Source organism: Vibrio aestuarianus, assembly GCF_028858425.1.
Lineage (GTDB): Bacteria > Pseudomonadota > Gammaproteobacteria > Enterobacterales > Vibrionaceae > Vibrio > Vibrio aestuarianus.
In genome coordinates this window covers 2,899,687-2,919,954 of sequence record NZ_JAKNYQ010000001.1, presented here as the reverse complement: position 1 = coordinate 2,919,954, position 20,268 = coordinate 2,899,687, and the positions used below count along the sequence as shown (strand labels likewise).

Here is a 20,268-nt window from a genome sequence, read left to right as displayed (position 1 = left end):
AATCAAAAATGTCGAGTAGACGACACCTGTTACCAAGTGTCGCCCCTCTAAGAACCCAGCGTGCAACTTTCACCGCACTAGGCTCAAGCCTTCACGAAGGCACCAGTTGGCACCCAGCAACTTACAAAGCAGTGAGAGCAGGCTCATGCCAAGAGTTGCGACTTTGCCTCTTTGACTTTCTCTTTGCCAAGTATTCTTGGTGTTGAGGATCAAAAGGTGTAGCGGCACTCCTGATTTTCACATGTCTCTCTATCGGCACTTTGGCTATTTGAAACAGATTGAACTGACAATCCATATTCATGATCTTCTGCCAACCGTGAAATTGCCATTGACCTTGACGGTTGATGAAGTATTTAAGAGCGACCCAAGTTCTAGACTTTGTTGGATGACGCCTTTTAGCCCAGTGCCATAACGCATGGAATAGCTTGTGACCTACATATCCGAATACCTGTTTAGCTACACAGTGTCGATAGTAATTCGACCAGCCCCTGAGTTTCGGATTTACCAACTTGATTAAATCGTTAACGGGGATAGTTGCGTGCTTTTTGATGAGTTCACGCAAGTTACTCAAGAACAGCAGTGTGTTGGATTTGCTCGGTTTAATGAGCAATTTCCCTTTGTACTTCCTATGATTAAAGCCTAAGAAGTCAAAACCACGGCTGATATGGGTAATGTGCGTTTTCTCTTCGGAGAGTGTTAAGCCTCTTTCTGCTAAGAAATCAGCAATCAACGGTTTAATATCGTTCTCCAGCACTTCCTTTGAAGCACAGGTGACGACGAAATCGTCGGCGTATCCAATAAAGTTGGCTCTAGCACCCTTTTTTAGTGCAGTAGACTTTATGCGTTGCTCAAGCCCTGCAAGAGTCATAAGCATCAAGGTCGGAGATATGACCCCACCTTGTGGTGTTCCCTCGTCAGTGCGATAGAACAACCCTTTGTCTATAAAACCAGACTTTAGCCATTGTTCCAACATACGTTTATCTACGGCAATGTTGTCCATAAGCCATTGATGTCCGATCTTGTCGAAACAGGCTTTGATGTCTCCCTCAAGAACCCATTGAGCTGATTTCTTTAATGCCAGACACTTGAAGCACTGTGCGACTGCATCGGCAGTGCTGCGGTTTGGTCTAAATCCATAGCTGTTAGGGCCGGCAAGTGTTTCTGATACAGGCTCCAGAGCAAGAAGATGAAGCGCTTGCTGCGCTCTATCGACCATGCAGGGGATACCCAGTGGTCTGAGCTTGCCATTTTTCTTGGGGATGTAGATACGCTTGAGCGGTTTGGCTTGATAAGCTTTTCTGCTCAATTGATTGACCGCTTTCATGCGGCGCGTATCTGTATTCCAGATAACGCCATCAATTCCAGGCGTTTTACTGCCTTTGTTTTGTGATACCCGCTTAACAGCAAGAAGTTTTGCCGAACGCGAGTGAGTCAGTATCCACTGCAACGCTTTCGCTTTGCTGTGTTTACCTTCTCGTGTTGCCTTTGCAATACGCATCTGAAGCTTTAAAACATGAGATTCAACGTCTTTCCAATTGGTGGATTGCCATTGAGCACTGTCAGGAGAGGCACTAATCTCTTTTGAAATCATCATTTGCGTTTCTCCTTGAATAAAGTTCTTCAAATTCTCTTGCAACGGAAGACCAGTCGGAAGTCAGCCCACTTTCGTGATCAGATATGAATCTGTATCTGCATCGTTACAATGCAGCCTTCGCTTTTTCCAACCTCCTATACCTGCATCACTATCGGCCACGAAGGCTTTCCCAGAGGGAGTGATACAGGCTTACCGTGTTCCGTATGTCGCGCAATGTCAGTGTAGATGCCCGCTATAGTGCGGAGAGTTCAACGATCACGAAAGAGCACGGGGCAATCTCTTTCCGACTCTCATGCCTTTTGGCCACAGCGTATTAACCACTTCCGCTGATTCATCATATAACGCACCTTATGCGGATTCACTTATGTTCATCATGCTGACTACCTAGCACTCACCCGATTGTGGTTATCAGGAGGATCGTTCTCTCGCGATTTAGATCCCGACTGGTGCATGACCAGCCTTCGTTACATTGTCAGACTCGCTACTTTATTCAGAGTCCTAGGTTCATCTGGTGATACAGATGGTTCACACATTAAGCGGTGAACAGCGCTTCATACGACCTCACGTCGCACGCCCCAAAATGAGTTGCAACCAGTGTCAAAGAGAATTATTTACAGGGTCACTAGATATCACACATTTTTGAGTCTGACCTCTATTAGACTCCATGGGTGTTTGTGGACATATGCATACTAGTTATGAGTAACGAATCCCAGTTCACCTATGGAATCCCTAACAGCCGCCATATCTTCTTTAGCGAGTAAATCGTGATCTAAAGCTAACACCAGCCTCTTTTTGGCACGAGTTAGAGCGACATAGATTTTTTTCCATTCTTTATTAAATCGATTTGCTTTGCTAATACCATTTTGAGTTAAGTATTTCAGGGTATTAGGGCTAAGTATGATTACACACACATCAGCATCCAATCCCTTGATAGATTCGATACTTTGGACTTTGAATTGAACATCATTTTTAGTGCATGAATTGCATAGCTCATGTAATTGGGCGAAGTGCTGTTTATTAAGAGCCAATGAATGCCGAGCAATGAGTTTACTTATGGCTTTCCTATTATCTTCATTGATCGCATCGTCCATAAAGTCAGAAAAAGCTGCTTTAACAAACAAAGCTTTGTCTTTCTTGTGGTTAGAATCACGAATCATTTCCTCGATCTCTCGTGGGAATGAGTGTTTATGTTTAGATGAAGTTGTATAGCGACCATTCTTTTTGTCGATACAAACAAGTTGTTTTGTATCTAAGTAGTTCGTTAGTAGATCGTCATATCGCCCGTCCGTCGATTCAATGTACATGAGTTCACCAACCATTTCTGATAGTGACTCTTGTTGCTGATTTTCATAACAGAAGCTGTTTGAGACAGTTAGTATCTCTCTGGGGACTCGCCTAGTTTGATTGTTGATCGGTAGTATGGTCGCGTATTTTTTTTGAGCTAATTTTTGAACGAAAGCATCAAGATCTTGAGGAAACTTGATTGCTTGTTTTGGATCTCCGATCATGTATATGTCAATATCGTTGCTGCCTAGAACTTCGAAAAAGCGAAGTGCATCTTTATCTAAGTCTTGGACTTCGTCGATGAATATCTTGTCAAAACAGCTTCCTAGAATAGCCAAAAGTCTGCGGACTTTATCTTTATTCGCTCTGTTGTTGTGCTTGCTGGTGGTTTCATCAACAATTTGTTTAGCGATGTTGTAGACGCTCTCGGCATGAATGATGTTTTTATCTTTTAATCGCTTTAAGTGCCAGTTTTTGAATCTAGCATCGCTCGGTAACATCATTATTGATGCGTCGTTATACACATCTCCGAGAGTGAATGACGAGAATGGGTAGATGATTTCGTTTAACAAGAAGCTATGTACGGTCTGTATACAGAGATTCGACGGAATAAAGCCATGTTGTTTGATTATCTCTTGCTCTATCTTCGCTGTTGCAGAGTTTGTGTACGTCAGTGCAAATGTCTTTTTGTGACTAGTACAAGCTTCGATGTGCTCTATCAAAGTCTTTGCTAAGCCATAAGTTTTTCCAGCACCTGCACCAGCAATCTGTACTTCTATCATGATACAGCCTCGATAACCTCAGCGATGTGAGCTGGTAACTTGATATCCAGTGGATTCTCTTCATCAACCATCGCATCACATACATCAAGCATTCTTGCTGTCTTACCATTAATCATGTGTTTGGATACTGCGTCGAGGTCGCCTTTCATTTCGAATAAACCATTTAGTAAAGCTAGGTTGTCTTCTGCTTCTACTAAATCAATTTCAAGTGTGTAGTTTGTTGTTGTTCTTACAGTGATATTCGCATGCGCTGTGTCATAGGCATCATGTTTGGCTTTAGCCGCATCTGAATTGTCATAATCACGGACAACACCAATTTTCTTGTTCTGGTTATCTTTGTTCAAGGCTAGCCATATATCTAAGAAAGTGGCGTAACCACGTTGACCAATTGGAATAATATCAATGTCGTTGAGGGCTGGTTGTTTAGACAGATAAGTGCTGATTAGCATTTCTTCAGTCGGACCCTCTACGAGAATGACTTTGTTCGTAAACAGCAGCTTTAAAATGTCGAAGTTAGGTCTCTTTCTTAGGTAGTCAACTAGCTTAGTTGGAGTATCAGACAGACTAATTGCTTTCTCGCCAGTAAACGCCAACACATTAGAGATCTTTAGCTTGTTGATGATCGATGGGTTATGGGTCGAAATGATAGTTTGTACAAGCGAGCCACTGTTGCTTGAGCTTTTCTCAATGAAGTCTCTTACTAAACGAAGGTTGTTAACGCTCAAGTGTGCTTCTGGTTCTTCTATACAGCACAAGTTGAATGTATCACCACATGACTTGTAGTAAGCAAACAGGATGAGTATGTAGATAAGATTTCGTTGTCCTAAGCCTTTTTGGTACAGAAATTCATTCCCGTATTTCAAAGTGATATTCGATAAGATGTTCTTCAAGTTAGGCAGGTTAGGAGTGCACTCCAGCTGTTTGATAATACTGTCGTAATTCTCAAAATCGTCATTAGTTCCAATGACTTTGTCGAATGTTTCAGTCTTTTCAATAGCACTAAAAAACTCAGAGTAGGCGGTATTGATCTGACCTTTGTCGTCATCGTTGAGAGTGTTCATAAGCAGTTTGGTGAAAATGCTATTGGACTTCATTGAACTGCTTTCAGAGAAGTCATCTCGCTCTGCATTGATGCTATGGAGACTGACGTGTTTTAAGTCACTGTATGCGATAGGCTTTTCATTGTTCACAGAAACGACTTGGTAGTCGTATAGCTCAACGGGTAGAGTAAACCAGTTAATATCATCTAAAGTCTTACCAGCGAGCGATTTCTTCACGACCTCAAGCAAATCTTTGTCGTCTTTAGGCTTAAAGTCGTATCTGATTTTGTAAGTTTCTTTATCTCCATCTGCAACAATCCACTTAGCTAACAGTGCTGTTTCATAAGCATCTTTCGGATCAGCGAACTCTACGGTTACTGATACTTTAGGGATCTTTTTAAGCTGATTCTCTTCGGTGTCATCATTGACAACGGACGTTAGAAAATCAATAACGGAATCTTTGTTGATATCAGAAACACTCAAACGCTTCTGGTTGAAGTCTATTAGGTTGCCGCTTAACGGTAACGAAAGTGCGGTGAAAAAGTTCGTCTTACCAGTATCGTTTTCACCAATAACAACTGTCAGTTGTTGAAGTATAGCTTCGAAAGTGCGGAAACTACGGTAGTTGTTAATCGTTACCTTTCTGATGTACATAGGAATTTCCCTAAAAAGCATACAAGCGCATATGCTGCTAATGTACTACAGGTTATGTGGTTATTGTATTCTTCCTACTACTTGTTGATGCCTAAGTGTGAACGCACGTAACTCACAAATGTTCAAAAATAATTTATAAATTGTTTACTATAGCCCCTGCATTAACCATTACACTAACTGTTGTAACTTACTCATACCAGCCGTCCTCATTGCTTCTCACGCTGTTTTCATCTTGGGAGGTTATTTGGCTATGTGGACGAACAAATAGGTTTAAGTCGATAAGGCGTAACGACAGTCCTACAATATCCATGAGGACGAGTACATTGGCAAAGGTGACACTAGTATCGCCTTTTTCTACCTTCATGACTGTTCTACTAGATAAATTGGCTTTTGAAGCGAGATCATCAATACGCCAGCCTCTATCGGTGCGCTTTGCGCGAATGGCGCTCCCTAGCGTTTCCATACTGAACTCGGTATTCAAATCAGGCATAGGTTGTGCCTTTACCATCTTGCCTTTTTTCATAAGTGCCTTTTAATGTACTTTTGTCGCTATTGGGTTCGTCTTAACATATAAGTTCACTATCATTCACTTTTGTGGTGGCTGTATAAGAAATCATCTATAAGTGCAATTTAAGTTACTTATGGTTGGTTTGCGAGTTTAATACCTCTCTTTGTTCTCTTTGTTCTCTTTGTTCTCTATGAGAGATATTTATTAGCCAGAAGGGCACATTTGGCAACAGCGTAGTATTCGGATTAGTATTGGAAGAAGACAGAGAAGAGTGCGTGATCGGGGCTTACCTGACCCAAAATCGTTAGGTACAAAAAAAGGTTAGTAAACACTACGCTTACTAACCTTCAAGAATTTGGTGGCCCCTCCCAGACTTGAACTGGGGACCAATCGATTATGAGTCGTGATTAGGCTCATTTCTATAGTATCTTGCACGTTCTCATATTAGTTTATTTTTATTGTTATTCAATGCCTTATGCTTGGTTTGTGATTTCATCTTTTCTCACGTTATCCCGTTCAGGTACACTACTGTTTGACTAAGTGTTTGACTAAAAAATTTTATAGTCAAACAACGTACAGTGGTTATACAGGGGTATAGGATGCTAACAGCGAGCGCAATAAAGGGACTCAAACCCAAAGAAAAACCTTACTATGAATGGGACAGTAATCAGGAGCGCGGAACAGGCAAGTTAGGCGTACAGGTTACACCAAAAGGTAGTAAGCGGTTTGTGTTTCGCTATTTCACCAACCGTAAAGCCAGCTTTATTCCGTTGGGGCAATTTCCAGAACTAACGCTCAATGATGCGCGAAGCAAACAAAAGGAATTAGGCGATTTATTGCTACAGGGTATCGATCCCAAGGACTACTTGGAAGCACAGCAAAAAGCTCAACAGCAAGCTAAAAGGGAAGAATCACGCAAAGGTAGCCTTAAACAGTTATTTGATGCCTACGTAGCGCAGATGGAAAAAGACGGCAAGCGAACTCACAAAGCTGTTCTTGCTTCACTGGAAAAGGAAGTCTATCCCCATATCCCACCAGCAACAAAAGCAAAAGATGTAACCAAAGAAGATGTTAAGTTTGTTCTCGCAGCCATGATAAGGCGAGGCGCTAAAACCCAATCAAACCGAGTTCGAAGCTATCTAATGGCAGCGTTTAACTATGGTCTAACTCATGATAACGATCCGGCAAACTACATTGATGAAGCTACATTTGGGCTAGATATTAATCCCGTGGCAGGTATCCCAAAACAAAAAGACGCTGAACGAGTCGGGGAGCATTACCTAAAAATGGGTGAGGTCATGATGTTAATTGATGATCTCAACAATGAATACCAGCGCTTTAAAATGGGCGAATCTATCCGTCACCTGATTTTATTGTGCCTTTTTACTGGTGGGCAAAGACCCTATGAACTGGCAGCCTCAAAATGGGAAGCGATTGACTGGCAGCAAAAAACGCTACTTATCACGCCTGATATATCCAAAAACAAGCGGCCTCACTTGCTACCGTTAACCGATAGCGCAATGGCGATATTGGAAAGGCAGCGTTTCAATAATGACAGCGAGTTTATTTTTCCGCACCGTTTACATTCTGGTGAGCATATCCGCCTAGATTCACTCTCACAAGGTATTGAGCGTTACCGCACCGCTACACCGCAGATCAAACCGTTTACGCCTAGAGACTTGCGCAGAACGTGTAAAACGTTAATGGGTGAGCTAGGGATCAGCAAAGATATTCGCGACCGTTTACAAAACCATGCGCTGAATGATGTGGCCTCCAAGCATTACGACCGTTACGAATACCTACCAGAAAAACGCAGGGCACTAGAGGCTTGGGAACAGAAATTGAATTTACAGGCAGTTGATAACGTTGTGGTATTTGGTGAGGTGGTTAGATGAGTGATTGGAAAAGAAGTAAGCGTAAAAATGGCATGGATGGTGGTTTTATTATAAAAAAAATAGACATTGTCACGGATGGTAGTTTTATTTTAAAAGGACAAGGGAGGAGTGACACATTAAATAATTACATAGGTGACTTTAGAGAACTGGCTGCTGATTTGCTCAAGTATTACGGGAAATTGAACGATACGGAATATCAAGAGACGTTGCAGGGGGATATTTTTGCAGTTAAAACGCTTCATATCTCTGATATTGACCCAAGAGTTTGTTTGTTCGCAAAAGAAATGTTGCTTCAGCTAAGTTCTGTAGAACAGCTAAGCGGCTTGGATAGTTGTCGAACAGAGTTACTTAATTTAGCTAAGTTAGCAAATACGGCTTACTTTTTGGGCGTTGGTCACTATGAAGATCAGATTGTTAAAGGTGTCGCAAGTAGTAATGGAACAAAAAAAGGAAATGAAGCTAAAACTATAAGCGCTAACGTTACTAAAGATATTGCTCAACGATTGGCAGATGGTATTTGGGCTGAATTTCCACACCTTAATAAGACACAGGTAGCCGAAAGGATATTGCCTAAGTTACCGATTAAAGGTAATGGTGACCCCTATAGCGTCATTCATGTAGCCAAAAGGTTCATAAAAAAGACAAAATGACTTAGGACATACGCTCTGTTTGTCCTCCCATTTGGCCTTATTGTCTTAACGTTAGTTCAAATTACCTAACGGGAGGACATATGAACAACACACCAAACCAATCACATCAATTTGACCGAGTCATTCCAATGGCAGAGGTTGCACAAATCCTTAACCGTTCAGTTAAGACACTGTGGCGTTGGCATTCGAAAGAAAAAATTATAGAACGCCCTTTAATGGTTAACGGGCGTGCTATCGGTTATCGCGCTAGTACGGTTGAAGAAATCCTAGCCAGCTTTCAAGGGGGCAAATAATGAACCCTCTTTATTCAGAAATTCCACAAAAGGCGATCCCTAAAATTGGCTCACCATGCCGAAGAATGCTTGATCTGTTTATGACAGGTGAAACCATTCTAGAGCAAAGGCTGTGCGATGAGTTCGGGCGCAATTACCGTAGTCACTTACAACGCTTGAGAGGTGATAGATTTCAATATTGGCGCTTTGTTGAAGTTAGAGAAAACGGAGTTATTGAAAGCCGTTATTTAGATCCAAGGCATTTATCGGGTGATCGCTATCTCGATGCCTTGGCGAGGGCAGAAAGGCGCAAGGAACTTAAAAAGTATAGCTTAACTGAAGCAATAAACGGAGCAGGTCGAACGCCTATCGCTTATGCCGAGTTAGAAGCGGCTAACGATGAACTAGAAGCCTTAAAAAACCAACGCGCCCAGCAAAAGCAAGGCGCATAGTTTAACCTTGAAAGGGCTATTAGTCTGAACTTGGTCGGGACGACTAGTAGCCCAATAGAGATTCTATCCTATGGAACATAAAAAACCAAAAGAACTATCCGAAAATTCGAAACGGATCTATGAGTCTATTACTGCAAAGCTTCGATTCCTTACAGCCGCAAAGAGAGTGTTGAGCGAGGGCGAGCAATGAGTACAGACATAAAAGGAATTGATCAATTTATGGAAACTTGTTCAGACCTAATTAACTTATGCCCTGATACTGGTATTGCGCGCTTTTCTAGTGAATTAGCAAAGAGCGCGAAAATGCCTCGCAATACAACATTTTTAACGGTGCTTAGTATTTTTAGTTCTGTAGCTTGTCGGGTTTATAAGGTTGATTACGAGCATGGGGGCGGCCAGCCTCTTAGTATTAACTTTTGTGGTGAACAGCCACCAGCAGCCGCTAAGAGTCGAGTATTGTCGGAAGCACAAAAACCTATCATCCAAGCAGTAAGAGCTGATAGATCTGCTATTTGTACTGAGTTGGATAAAAAACAGGCACAGATTGACAGCGCGAGTGACAAGGAACAGCAAAAAGCGTTAAAGGCTGAACTAAAACCAATACAACAAAAACTGAACGGACTATTTGAGTTTGTGACCGATACAACACCAGAAGCGCTAGATATGTGCTTAGTAAATACTAACGGCTATTACTCAATAGCGAGCGCAGAGCAGGGAGCTATCAATACACTAATGGGGATCTCATACAGTGATAGTAAAGGCGTATCTAACCGTGATTTAGTATTGAAAGGCTGGAACGGTGAATGGCACAGCTCAAAACGCAAAGGACGCGAGAGTTACAGGGGGTACGTTGTAGGCTCCATTACCGCGATTGCGCAGGATGGTATGATAGAAAACCTATTGAAAGCATCGGATACTAGCGGAGTTGTTGAGCGCTTTATATTGTGGGCTGAGGGAACCTTATTGGGTGAACGAGACCACACTCAATACCATAAGATGGACGAACAGATAGTTAATGACTATCACAATGCGCTGGTGGCGCTATATCGGAAAATACCTAATCGAGACTATTTTGATTTACTTTCGTTATCTCTGAGTGTGCGAGCGTGGGAAAAAATACAATATAGGCGCAATGAGTTAGAGCCCACAATTGCCAATGATGGAGAACATGCCAGCACGTTATTAAGGGGGCTTATTGGCAAGTACGACATTTATGTGATGAAAATATCCACCTGTTTGCACTTGAGCAATACCCAAGATGGTTTATTGGTACATGATGATCGAGTTGCGGAAGCAATGGCAATAGTGGATATGTATATATTGCACTTAAGAGGTCTGATTAAGGAATCAGCTATACAGGCATTTAGCGAACGAGAAAAAGCCGTTTTAGAATACGTTAAAGCCAAACCTAGGGTTATCGGTTCAACGGTTATCAATGCGTTGTCTAGAAGAAAGTGCTTCACAAAAGGGCGAAGCTCTAGAGATGCTCAAGCAGTTAAGGAAACAATAGAAAAATTAAGTGAACGTGAGTTATTAAGTATCACCAATAAACCAAGCGCTACACTTGCTGAGGCAGTGATAAAAGCAATTTAACATTAGTGTTACGATAAGCCGCCTGATAATAGGCGGTTTTTTATTTAGTGGTGTCAATAGTGTCAATGGGGTGTCAGTTAACTGACAGCGCGAAAGCCTTGCAGCGCATAGGATAGAGAAGAAAGTGTCAATAATGTCAGTTTTTTTCTTTCTCTTTTTATTCTTTTCCTTTCCCTTGTGTGGTTCTCACTTTTATCTCTCACTTTCCATCATAGTGACAGAAGTGACAAAACTGACACTTTTTACTTAAGGTATTGATTTTAAATGCTTTACTTGTGTCAGTTGGGCGACCTAAGAGTGACACCTTAGTGACAGTAAGAAATTGCTTTTCCCTCTAAGGTGCTTTTATGATTTTTTGCGGCTACGTAGCACACACAAGGCGGTAAATTATGGCGGATAAGCAAAACTCAATAGAACCGATAGCATACGTAGAAACGGCACTGGCTGAATTTTGGGAACAGATTTACCCTAATTTGGAGCATATCCCCATAGAGCGAAAGGGCGATATTTACCGATACGCAAAGCAGAAAGCAATCGCCAGCGTGAGAGCGTCTAGAATAGCTTATAAGATCGTTTAGGCAACTGGTCGAACATTCCCACCAGCAACAGAAACCATTCAACAGGGGCGCTTATGCGCTCTTTTTATGGACTCTAACAATGCGAACCAGTAAGACGAAACAAGATATAAGCTTGAGTTTCCGGAAGTCATAAGGGGGGGGTAACTTTGAATAATTGGAAGTCACATAGTAATGAAGTGACATTTTCTAATGCGCGAAGCTGGTGGGTAGTTTGTCGTTGTTTGACTAACTGTTTGACTAAATTTTAAGAGGTATAAAAAAAGGTTAGTGACTACTATCGTCCCAACCCTTGTAAAATATGGTGGCCCCTCCCAGACTTGAACTGGGGACCAATCGATTATGAGTCGAGTGCTCTAACCACTGAGCTAAGGGGCCAAATTAGGTGAACGATTATAGGGGATGCATTTCGGAGTGTCTACCCGCAAAGTAGGGTAAATGCGCTTAGTTTTTATCCACTTAAACCATTTTATACAAAAAAGGTGAGCCCATGCTCACCTTTTGTATTCTAAATGCTCTGCTTACTCGTCTAAGAAGCTGCGCAGTGTTTCCGAGCGGCTTGGATGACGAAGTTTACGCAATGCTTTTGCTTCGATCTGACGGATACGTTCACGTGTTACATCGAACTGTTTGCCCACCTCTTCAAGAGTGTGGTCAGTATTCATGTCAATACCAAAGCGCATACGCAGTACTTTTGCTTCACGAGGGGTTAAACCTGCAAGAACATCATGAGTTGCTGCTCTTAGACTTGTTGCTGTCGCTGAGTCAAGAGGCAGTTCAAGCGTTGTATCCTCAATAAAGTCACCTAGATGCGAATCTTCATCGTCACCAATTGGTGTCTCCATCGAGATTGGCTCTTTAGCGATTTTCAGTACTTTACGAATTTTATCTTCAGGCATTTGCATGCGTTCTGCTAATTCTTCTGGCAGAGGCTCACGTCCCATTTCTTGCAGCATTTGACGTGAAATTCGATTCAGCTTGTTGATCGTTTCGATCATGTGAACTGGAATACGAATGGTACGCGCTTGGTCTGCAATTGAACGAGTGATTGCCTGACGGATCCACCATGTCGCATAAGTTGAAAACTTGTAACCACGACGGTATTCAAATTTATCAACCGCTTTCATCAAGCCGATGTTACCTTCTTGAATAAGATCCAAGAACTGTAAACCACGGTTGGTGTATTTTTTCGCGATCGAAATAACCAGACGTAAGTTAGCTTCAACCATCTCTTTCTTCGCACGACGAGCTTTCGCTTCACCGATTGACATGCGACGGCTAATATCTTTAATGCTTTGAACCGTTAAAGAAGTTTCTTGTTCGATGATGCGCAATTTTTGGATTGAACGGCGAATATCTTCTTCATTTTGTTTAATTTTGTCGGCGTAAGGTTTGTCTGAAGCTAATACTTCATCAAACCATGCATCGCTCGACTCATTACCGGTAAATAGCGCAACAAACGATTTCTTCGGCATTTTGCCATATTCAACCGTATGCTTCATGATCAAGCGTTCTTGAGTACGCACACGTTCCATTGACTTACGTAGTTCATTGACTAAATAGTCAAATTGCTTTGGCGTTAAACGGAATTCACGGAAGATATCGAGCATTAGCTCTGTTGCTTGAGCGGCTTTCGCGCTATCGTTTCCGTGTTCGTTTTTCGCTAGCTGAAGATTTTGATAGGTGTTGCGTAGCTCAGTGAATTTTTCTAAAGCAAGTTCAGGATCAATACCTGTGTCTACTTCTTCCTCTTCACTATCATCTTTATCTTCGTCGTCTTCATCTTCGTCGTCATCTTCATCAGCAAGATCAGACTCAGCAAGTTCCGAACCGATATGCGTTGCTGTCGGTGCGCTGGTTCCGTCATCGTCTGGATCAACGAAACCAGAAATAAGATCCGTTAAGCGAAGTTCTTCAGCTTGAACTTTATCAAATTGTTCTAGGATGTATGGAATGGTGCCTGGATATTCAGCAACCGCACTTTGAACTTGGTTAATACCATCTTCAATGCGTTTTGCGATATCGATTTCACCTTCGCGAGTCAGCAGTTCTACGGTACCCATTTCACGCATGTACATGCGTACTGGGTCTGTAGTACGACCAATTTCGCTTTCTACACTGGATAATGCAGCTGCAGCAGCTTCTGCCGCATCTTCATCGGTGATTGCGTTGTCATCATTAAGAGCAAGATCATCAGCATCTGGGGCAGTTTCTACTACCTTGATACCCATGTCGTTGATCATCTGAATGATATCTTCTACCTGTTCAGAATCTACAATTTCTGCAGGTAGATGGTCATTTACTTCGGCGTAGGTCAGATAGCCTTGCTCTTTGCCTTTAATAACAAGTAGTTTTAGCTGTGACTGCGGATTTTGATCCATAGACGGTATCCAACTTCATATCTGGTGAAGGAATTAGTATGCGAAATGCAAACCACATATACTAACAAATTTATTCATTGCTGACTATTTAAACTGGGTTACGCTTTTAAATCTAGCATGAGTGCTAGCAGCTCCCGTCTTTCCTCGGTTGATAAACCGACGCTTCTTTCTTTGGCCTGCAGGTTTTCAATTTGTTTTTCGATGCACTGAGCAAGAATTTTGTCCAATGAATCTAAAAATAGTTCTTCTTGATTGTCTTCAACGAGAGGGATTTCCCAACTAGCAAGACGAGACAGAAGGGCCTCATGTTTACTATTACGCCAGTGCTCAAGCAGTTGGCCTGTTGTAATATTGGGGTACTCTTGACAATTCTCAAGTACTTCTATCAATAAACTTATCCCGGGTATGGGAAGGGTTTTGACACTTGAAAGGTCAGGTACCATATCAGCATAGCTTGGATTTTGAATAAGCAAAGCGATCACTTCACGCATTGGTGTTCGTTTTAGCTCTTTGTGTGGCTGTGGTCTAGTTTCTGCTCTTTTTTGACGTCGCTGTCTAAGGTGATTATCGAAGCCTGTGCGTTCATCAAGCAACTTCTCAAGTAACTCTTGAAAATAAGGGTCAGGGATCTTATTTATCAAGGCGCTAGCATGAGCACGAAGTGCTGATTTACCTTCGTTGTTACCTAAATTGAGTTTATGAATTTCGATTAGATTATCAAATAGATAGCTAGACAACGGTGTCGCTTGTTCAATTTGTTGTTCGAAGGCAGCCTTGCCATATTTACGAACATAGCTATCAGGGTCTTCACCATCAGGCAAAAATAGAAATTTGAGTGTATTGCCGGTTTTTAAATACTGAAGAGCATTTTCTAAGGCTCGCCACGCGGCTTCTCGACCAGCTCGGTCACCATCATAGCAACACACCACAGTATTGGTTTGGCGAAATAATAGCTGGATGTGATCACCGGTGGTCGAAGTACCCAGTGAGGCTACTGAATAATCAACACCATACTGTGCGAGTGCTACCACATCCATATAACCTTCGACGACCAATATTTGAGGCGGTTCACGGTAGGCTTGCATGACTTCATATAAGCCATACAACTCTTTTCCTTTGTGGAAAATGGGCGTTTCAGGAGAGTTGAGATACTTAGGTGTTCCGTCACCTATTACTCGTCCACCAAAGCCAATTACACGCCCACGGCGGTCGCGGATGGGGAACATTACTCGGCCACGAAAGCGATCATAACGATTGCCTTTGTCGTTTTCGATCAGCATGCCGCCAGTCACGAGCATCTCTTGAGCATCACGCTGTTGGCCGAAGTTTTTACGAACCAAATCCCATTCATCAGCAATAAAGCCGATACCAAATTTCTGAACGATTTCTCCTGAGAGTCCTCGATCTTTCAAATAGTCGATAGCATGGCGGTTGGCTGCCACTTTAAGTTGATTGCGATAAAACTGCGCAATGCTGCCCATCAAATCATAAAGGGTACGTTTTTCTTCGCTATTGGCTTTGGGGGCCGATGAAAACCCACCGCCACTGCGTTGTTCTCGGGGCACATCAAGGCCAACAAACGAGGCGAGCTCTTCAATGGCATCAACGAATTCTAGGCGTTCATACTCCATCATGAAATCAATGGCATTACCATGCACACCACAACCAAAGCAGTGATAGAACTGCTTTTCTTGGCTTACACTAAATGAGGGCGTTTTTTCATTATGGAATGGGCAACATGCACCGTAGTTCTTGCCTTTTTTCTTAAGTTTCACACGTGCGTCTATGATGTCGACAATATCAAGTCGAGCGAGGAGATCATCAATAAAACTGCGAGGGATGTGTCCTGCCATAAAACCTAAAAGAAAAGACCAAAACGAATGATTAGATACAAACAAGCCGTGCGTTCCAGAGGATAGCACGGCTTGATGCAATTTGATGCGGGCATTTAAGCGAGTTTAGTTCGAACTAATCCGCTGACTTTACCCATATCTGCACGCCCTTGAATTTGCGGTTTCAAGACAGCCATTACTTTCCCCATGTCTTGCATGCCAACTGCGCCAGATTCTGTCATTGCATTGTCAATCAATGCAGAAACTTCATCATCGCTCAGTGGTTGAGGCATAAACGCCTCAAGGATAGTAATTTCTGCTTGCTCAGCATCTGCGAGATCTTGACGATTTGCAGCTTCATATTGAGCGACAGAGTCGCGACGTTGTTTAACCATTTTAACCAGCACGGCAAGAATATCGTCATCGTTCAGAGTTATCTGTTCGTCGACTTCACGCTGTTTAATTGCTGATAGGGCTAAACGAATAGTGCCAAGGCGTATTTTATCCTTGGCTTTCATCGCTAATTTTTGCTCTTCTTTGAGAATATCAATCAGAGCCATAACTCTTATTCCTTAGTGGAAAAGGGTTATTAGTACAGGCGAACGCGACGTGCGTTTTCGCGAGCTAGCTTCTTAGCGTGACGCTTTTGAGCTGCTGCTTTAGCGCGTTTGCGAACGGTAGTTGGTTTTTCATAGTGCTCACGACGACGCACTTCAGAAAGGATACCTGCTTTTTCGCAAGAGCGCTTGAAACGACGTAATGCAACATCGAACGGTTCGTTTTCACGTACTTTAACTATTGGCATATGCCTTTCACCTCAGGGGTTATTCGTTAATGCTGATATTTTGAGACCTAAACCACAAGATTTCTTGTCGGCTTGCCCTGTAATCAGCTTGATCAAAAATGGTGCGGAATTTTAATCCGATCGCAATGGCTTTGTAAAGCCTTTTGTCGATTATAGTCTGTACAAAATTTGTTTACGAAGCCAAGGCAAGGTAACATGGCGGCCATTTCCAATTGTTGATGAAAGCGTGCTGAGAAAAATATGCGCATTATTGGTATTGAAACCTCGTGTGACGAGACTGGCATCGCCATTTATGACGATGAGAAAGGGTTGCTTTCCCACAAGCTGTATAGCCAAGTAAAATTGCATGCTGATTACGGTGGTGTGGTGCCAGAGCTTGCTTCTCGCGACCATGTAAAGAAAACAATTCCGCTAATTAAAGCTGCGATGGCAGAAGCGAATTTGACACCTGCCGACATTGATGGCGTTGCTTATACCGCAGGCCCTGGTTTGGTCGGAGCTTTGTTAGTTGGCGCGACGATTGGCCGTAGTTTAGCGTATGCGTGGAATGTGCCGGCTGTGCCTGTCCATCATATGGAAGGGCATCTTTTAGCGCCGATGTTGGAAGATAACCCGCCTCCATTTCCATTTGTTGCCGTTCTCGTTTCTGGTGGCCATTCAATGATGGTGGAAGTTAAGGGGATTGGGGAATACAAAATTCTTGGTGAGTCGATTGATGATGCGGCAGGCGAAGCGTTTGATAAAACCGCTAAATTAATGGGCCTTGATTACCCTGGTGGTCCGCTGCTTGCTCGCTTGGCAGAAAAAGGCACCCCAGGCCGTTTTAAATTCCCACGTCCAATGACTGATCGCCCTGGTTTGGATATGAGTTTTTCTGGTCTTAAAACGTTTACGGCCAATACTATCGCGTCAAATGATAACGATGAGCAGACTCGAGCGGACATCGCTTATGCATTCCAAGAAGCTGTGTGCGAAACTTTGGTGATCAAATGTCGCCGTGCATTAGAGCAGACTGGCATGAAGCGTATTGTTATTGCGGGGGGTGTGAGTGCAAACAAACAGTTGCGTGAATCGTTAGCCACGCTGGCTAATAAAATCGGTGGTGAGGTGTATTATCCTCGAACTGAGTTTTGTACCGATAACGGTGCAATGATTGCGTATGCTGGTATGCAGCGTCTGAAAAATGGTGAAGTGGTGGACTTAGCAGTACAAGCCACACCGCGTTGGCCGATTGATCAGCTAAAACCAATTGCTTAGTGTTTATACCCTTCAAGTGGTTTGGATATAGTGCGCTTTAACTTCTTTATAACGGTTGCTTTATTAGCAGCCGTTTCTTTTATTTATCATTAAGTTAATTAGTAGATTCTTAAATTCTGCTCAGAGCTGTTATTGGGCTTATCAATGATAAAGTCGCCAATTACGATATTAAATGGATAGTTCTCATGAAAACATTTGCCGTTGATGGCCAAAATATGTGTTACCTCGATAGTGGGGAAGGTGAGGTTCTTGTTTTTGGACATAGTTACTTGTGGGATAGCGCCATGTGGGCACCACAAGTTGAGATATTGAGCCAACATTATCGTTGTATTGTGCCTGAACTATGGGCACATGGTCAGTCTGATTTCGCGCCACAATCGATGACAACACTTAAAGATTATGCGCAGCATATTCTCGATCTTATGGATCACCTACACATAGAACAGTTTTCTGTTATTGGTTTATCTGTGGGTGGCATGTGGGGAACTGAGTTGACAGCTTTAGCACCAGCGCGTGTTAAATCTTTGGTGATGATGGATACTTTTGTTGGCTTAGAACCAGAAGTGACCCACAAAAAATATTTTGCCATGCTGGATGCGATTAGCACCGCTCAGTCAGTTCCTGAACCTATCGCTGAGGTTGTCGTGCCGATGTTTTTTGCAAAAGAAGCTGCGACACAATCGCCTCAACTAATCACCGCTTTTAAGCAGTATTTAATCGGCCTATCAGGCCAGCAAGCGGTGGAAGTGGCACGTATTGGTAGAATGATCTTTGGTCGCCGTGACATGATTGAAGAGGTTGAGAAATTCGCATTACCTGTGTTGATTGCTGTCGGGGCTGAAGATATTCCACGACCAGTGCTTGAATCCTTTTTAATGAAGGATTGTATTACAGGTAGTCAATTGGAGATCATCCCGAGTGCCGGACATATTAGTAGTTTGGAACAGCCTGAATATGTAACGGATATTTTGCACAAGTTTTTAGCTAACGTCTATCAATAGCCGCTAAGCTCACTTCATCTTAGGTAAGGTCTCGAAAGAGGCCTTATTTTTGATCGCTCATTCACGATTCGAGCGATTTTTTCTCGCCGAATTTGGGTTCCGTACCCGTAAAAAGGCGTTTAATATTTTGGTGATGACGAAACACAATTAAACAGCACAGCATAGCAACGGGAAGTGTGTATTGTGGTTTGATCAACCAAGTATAAAAAGGGGTCAGTAGCACAGTGACCAAAGCGGCGAGAGATGAATAGCGAAACAGCAGTGCAACGACGACCCAAGTAAGCATGATGAGCCCAGTAAGGTCCAAACCAATTGGAGCAATGGCTCCTAACGCAGTCGCAACGCCTTTTCCTCCTTTGAAATGGAAGAAGATCGGGTACATATGACCAAGACAAGCGGTGATGGCAACTAGGCCTAATAGAATCGGATCAATGCCAAGATAGTAGCCAACCCAAACAGGAATAGTGCCTTTTAACATGTCAAAGAGCAAAACGGCAATCGCTGCTTTTTTCCCCCCAATACGTAACACATTAGTGGCACCAGGGTTGTTTGAGCCAACATCTCTTGGGTCTGATAGGCGTAAAACACGACAGATCAACACAGCACTAGAGATCGACCCTAATAAATAGGCGAAGATGATCATACTTAGTGCCAATGGAGTCATAAATGCCTCTGCGCTGTTAAGGGCCAAAAATAGGTTGTAAGTCCTTGTTAACCAAGATTAAAAGCAAAAAAATGGATCGGATTTCGCATCTTGGCTCGGTTTGGGTATATGATATCGCGATTGACCGAAATAGTACGATTTTTTACTCAATTAGGGTATCCGACCTCTAGAGGGATAGACACAAAGCATGGATAAAGTATTTATTGAACAGTTAAGCGTGATCACCACCATTGGCGTGTATGACTGGGAACAAGAGATCAAACAAAAGCTTGTTTTGGATATTGAAATGGCGCACAACAACCGACCTGCTGGCAAAAGTGATGATGTCAATGATGCATTGGATTATTCACAAGTGAGTCAAGCGGTGATTGAGCATATTCAAAATGGACGCTTTTTATTAGTCGAGCGTGTTGCCGAGGAAGTGGCAGAGTTGATCATGCAGCGTTTTTCGGTTCCATGGATAAAAATCCGTTTAACAAAACCAGGAGCGGTTGCGCAAGCAAGTGGTGTTGGTGTCGTTATTGAACGAGGTCATGCATGATCACCGCTTATGTTGGTGTCGGTTCTAACATTGACAGGCACAAACATGTTGAAGCTGCGGTACGTGAATTGTCGCAAATCGGAGACAATCTGCGTATATCCACCATCTATGAGTGCGCTTCGGTAGGTTTCAACAGCGGTGCATTTTATAATTTGGTAGTAGCACTGGATACCACACTGACATTAAGCGAGTTTGCTTTACAACTTCGAGATATTGAACATCGATGGGGACGAGATCTTCAAGCGAAGAAATTCCAAGATCGCACCTTAGATCTCGATATCATTTTGTTTGGCGAAGAAGTTTCAGCACAAGATCCAGAGCTACCACGCAGCGATATCTTTAAATATCCGTTTGTCATACAACCACTTTATGATTTATCACCGGAACTGGTTATTCCCAATGATGATCGCAGTGTGCGTCAAATATGGCAACAATCGATCAATTTAGGATCTCTCAATTCCGTTGAGCTATGGTTCAACATTTAAATT

18 protein-coding genes and 1 tRNA gene are annotated in these 20,268 nt (G+C 42.7%); 9 read left to right on the top strand and 10 right to left on the bottom strand.

Annotation, left to right across the window (positions count from 1 at the left end; translation table 11 throughout):
* Window positions 1–121 precede the first annotated feature (121 nt).
* The 4 genes from ltrA to MCT08_RS13240 all read right to left on the bottom strand — a co-directional run bounded on the left by ltrA (window position 122) and on the right by MCT08_RS13240 (window position 5,877).
* The gene (gene ltrA, locus MCT08_RS13255) at window positions 122–1,594 is read right to left on the bottom strand and encodes a group II intron reverse transcriptase/maturase (RefSeq protein ID WP_274678579.1); all 1,473 of its coding nucleotides are present in this window, start codon (window positions 1,592–1,594) and stop codon (window positions 122–124) included.
* Window positions 1,595–2,283: 689 nt separating this feature from the next.
* Complete coding sequence (locus MCT08_RS13250) at window positions 2,284–3,660, bottom strand: UvrD-helicase domain-containing protein (protein WP_274678578.1); 1,377 nt, start codon at window positions 3,658–3,660, stop codon at window positions 2,284–2,286.
* Window positions 3,657–5,354 carry an ATP-dependent nuclease gene (locus tag MCT08_RS13245; protein WP_274678577.1) on the bottom strand — a complete coding sequence of 566 codons (1,698 nt, stop codon included), beginning with the start codon at window positions 5,352–5,354 and terminating at the stop codon, window positions 3,657–3,659. The genes MCT08_RS13250 and MCT08_RS13245 overlap by 4 nt, the downstream gene beginning before the upstream one ends.
* Window positions 5,355–5,541: 187 nt before the next feature.
* Window positions 5,542–5,877 carry a helix-turn-helix domain-containing protein gene (locus MCT08_RS13240; RefSeq protein ID WP_274678575.1) on the bottom strand — a complete coding sequence of 112 codons (336 nt, stop codon included), beginning with the start codon at window positions 5,875–5,877 and terminating at the stop codon, window positions 5,542–5,544.
* A 584-nt stretch (window positions 5,878–6,461) separates the two neighbouring features.
* Between MCT08_RS13240 and MCT08_RS13235 the strand changes: the two genes are divergently transcribed.
* The 5 genes from MCT08_RS13235 (at window position 6,462) to MCT08_RS13215 (ending at window position 10,724) form a co-directional block, all read left to right on the top strand.
* Window positions 6,462–7,757 (top strand): tyrosine-type recombinase/integrase, encoded by a 1,296-nt coding sequence (locus MCT08_RS13235; protein WP_274678573.1) that lies wholly within the window; start codon window positions 6,462–6,464, stop codon window positions 7,755–7,757.
* A complete protein-coding gene (locus MCT08_RS13230; RefSeq protein WP_274678571.1) occupies window positions 7,754–8,407 on the top strand; it encodes a hypothetical protein in 654 nt (217 codons plus the stop codon). Before MCT08_RS13235 ends, MCT08_RS13230 begins: the two co-directional genes overlap by 4 nt.
* A gap of 80 nt (window positions 8,408–8,487) precedes the next feature.
* On the top strand, window positions 8,488–8,700 hold the full coding sequence (locus tag MCT08_RS13225; protein WP_274678569.1) for a helix-turn-helix transcriptional regulator: 213 nt from the start codon (window positions 8,488–8,490) through the stop codon (window positions 8,698–8,700).
* Window positions 8,700–9,131 carry a hypothetical protein gene (locus MCT08_RS13220; protein ID WP_274678568.1) on the top strand — a complete coding sequence of 144 codons (432 nt, stop codon included), beginning with the start codon at window positions 8,700–8,702 and terminating at the stop codon, window positions 9,129–9,131. Before MCT08_RS13225 ends, MCT08_RS13220 begins: the two co-directional genes overlap by 1 nt.
* A 186-nt stretch (window positions 9,132–9,317) precedes the next feature.
* On the top strand, window positions 9,318–10,724 hold the full coding sequence (locus MCT08_RS13215) for a DUF3987 domain-containing protein (RefSeq protein WP_274678567.1): 1,407 nt from the start codon (window positions 9,318–9,320) through the stop codon (window positions 10,722–10,724).
* Window positions 10,725–11,601: 877 nt separating this feature from the next.
* Here the strand turns inward: MCT08_RS13215 and MCT08_RS13210 are convergent.
* The 5 genes from MCT08_RS13210 to rpsU all read right to left on the bottom strand — a co-directional run bounded on the left by MCT08_RS13210 (window position 11,602) and on the right by rpsU (window position 16,317).
* Window positions 11,602–11,677 (bottom strand) — tRNA-Ile (locus MCT08_RS13210).
* A 143-nt stretch (window positions 11,678–11,820) separates the two neighbouring features.
* On the bottom strand, window positions 11,821–13,680 hold the full coding sequence (gene rpoD, locus MCT08_RS13205) for an RNA polymerase sigma factor RpoD (RefSeq protein ID WP_172532060.1): 1,860 nt from the start codon (window positions 13,678–13,680) through the stop codon (window positions 11,821–11,823).
* A 98-nt stretch (window positions 13,681–13,778) separates the two neighbouring features.
* Window positions 13,779–15,533 carry a DNA primase gene (gene dnaG, locus MCT08_RS13200; RefSeq protein WP_168523363.1) on the bottom strand — a complete coding sequence of 585 codons (1,755 nt, stop codon included), beginning with the start codon at window positions 15,531–15,533 and terminating at the stop codon, window positions 13,779–13,781.
* A 95-nt stretch (window positions 15,534–15,628) separates the two neighbouring features.
* A complete protein-coding gene (locus MCT08_RS13195; RefSeq protein WP_053311377.1) occupies window positions 15,629–16,072 on the bottom strand; it encodes a GatB/YqeY domain-containing protein in 444 nt (147 codons plus the stop codon).
* A gap of 29 nt (window positions 16,073–16,101) precedes the next feature.
* On the bottom strand, window positions 16,102–16,317 hold the full coding sequence (gene rpsU / locus MCT08_RS13190) for a 30S ribosomal protein S21 (RefSeq protein WP_004396009.1): 216 nt from the start codon (window positions 16,315–16,317) through the stop codon (window positions 16,102–16,104).
* Between the two features lie 240 nt (window positions 16,318–16,557).
* On the opposite strand from rpsU, the gene tsaD reads away from it, so the two are divergent.
* Together tsaD and MCT08_RS13180 are read left to right on the top strand one after the other, a co-directional pair.
* Window positions 16,558–17,574 carry a tRNA (adenosine(37)-N6)-threonylcarbamoyltransferase complex transferase subunit TsaD gene (tsaD, locus tag MCT08_RS13185; RefSeq protein WP_274676930.1) on the top strand — a complete coding sequence of 339 codons (1,017 nt, stop codon included), beginning with the start codon at window positions 16,558–16,560 and terminating at the stop codon, window positions 17,572–17,574.
* A gap of 185 nt (window positions 17,575–17,759) precedes the next feature.
* Window positions 17,760–18,575, top strand: a complete 816-nt coding sequence (locus tag MCT08_RS13180) for an alpha/beta fold hydrolase (protein ID WP_274678566.1) — start codon at window positions 17,760–17,762, stop codon at window positions 18,573–18,575.
* A gap of 61 nt (window positions 18,576–18,636) precedes the next feature.
* Here MCT08_RS13180 and plsY read toward each other — a convergent pair whose 3' ends face one another.
* Entirely contained in the window at window positions 18,637–19,239 is a 603-nt protein-coding gene (gene plsY / locus MCT08_RS13175; RefSeq protein WP_168523359.1) for a glycerol-3-phosphate 1-O-acyltransferase PlsY, read from the bottom strand.
* Window positions 19,240–19,426: 187 nt separating this feature from the next.
* Between plsY and folB the strand changes: the two genes are divergently transcribed.
* Together folB and folK are read left to right on the top strand one after the other, a co-directional pair.
* On the top strand, window positions 19,427–19,780 hold the full coding sequence (folB, locus tag MCT08_RS13170) for a bifunctional dihydroneopterin aldolase/7,8-dihydroneopterin epimerase (RefSeq protein WP_053311373.1): 354 nt from the start codon (window positions 19,427–19,429) through the stop codon (window positions 19,778–19,780).
* Window positions 19,777–20,265 carry a 2-amino-4-hydroxy-6-hydroxymethyldihydropteridine diphosphokinase gene (gene folK / locus MCT08_RS13165; RefSeq protein WP_274678565.1) on the top strand — a complete coding sequence of 163 codons (489 nt, stop codon included), beginning with the start codon at window positions 19,777–19,779 and terminating at the stop codon, window positions 20,263–20,265. The genes folB and folK overlap by 4 nt, the downstream gene beginning before the upstream one ends.
* Window positions 20,266–20,268: the final 3 nt, after the last annotated feature.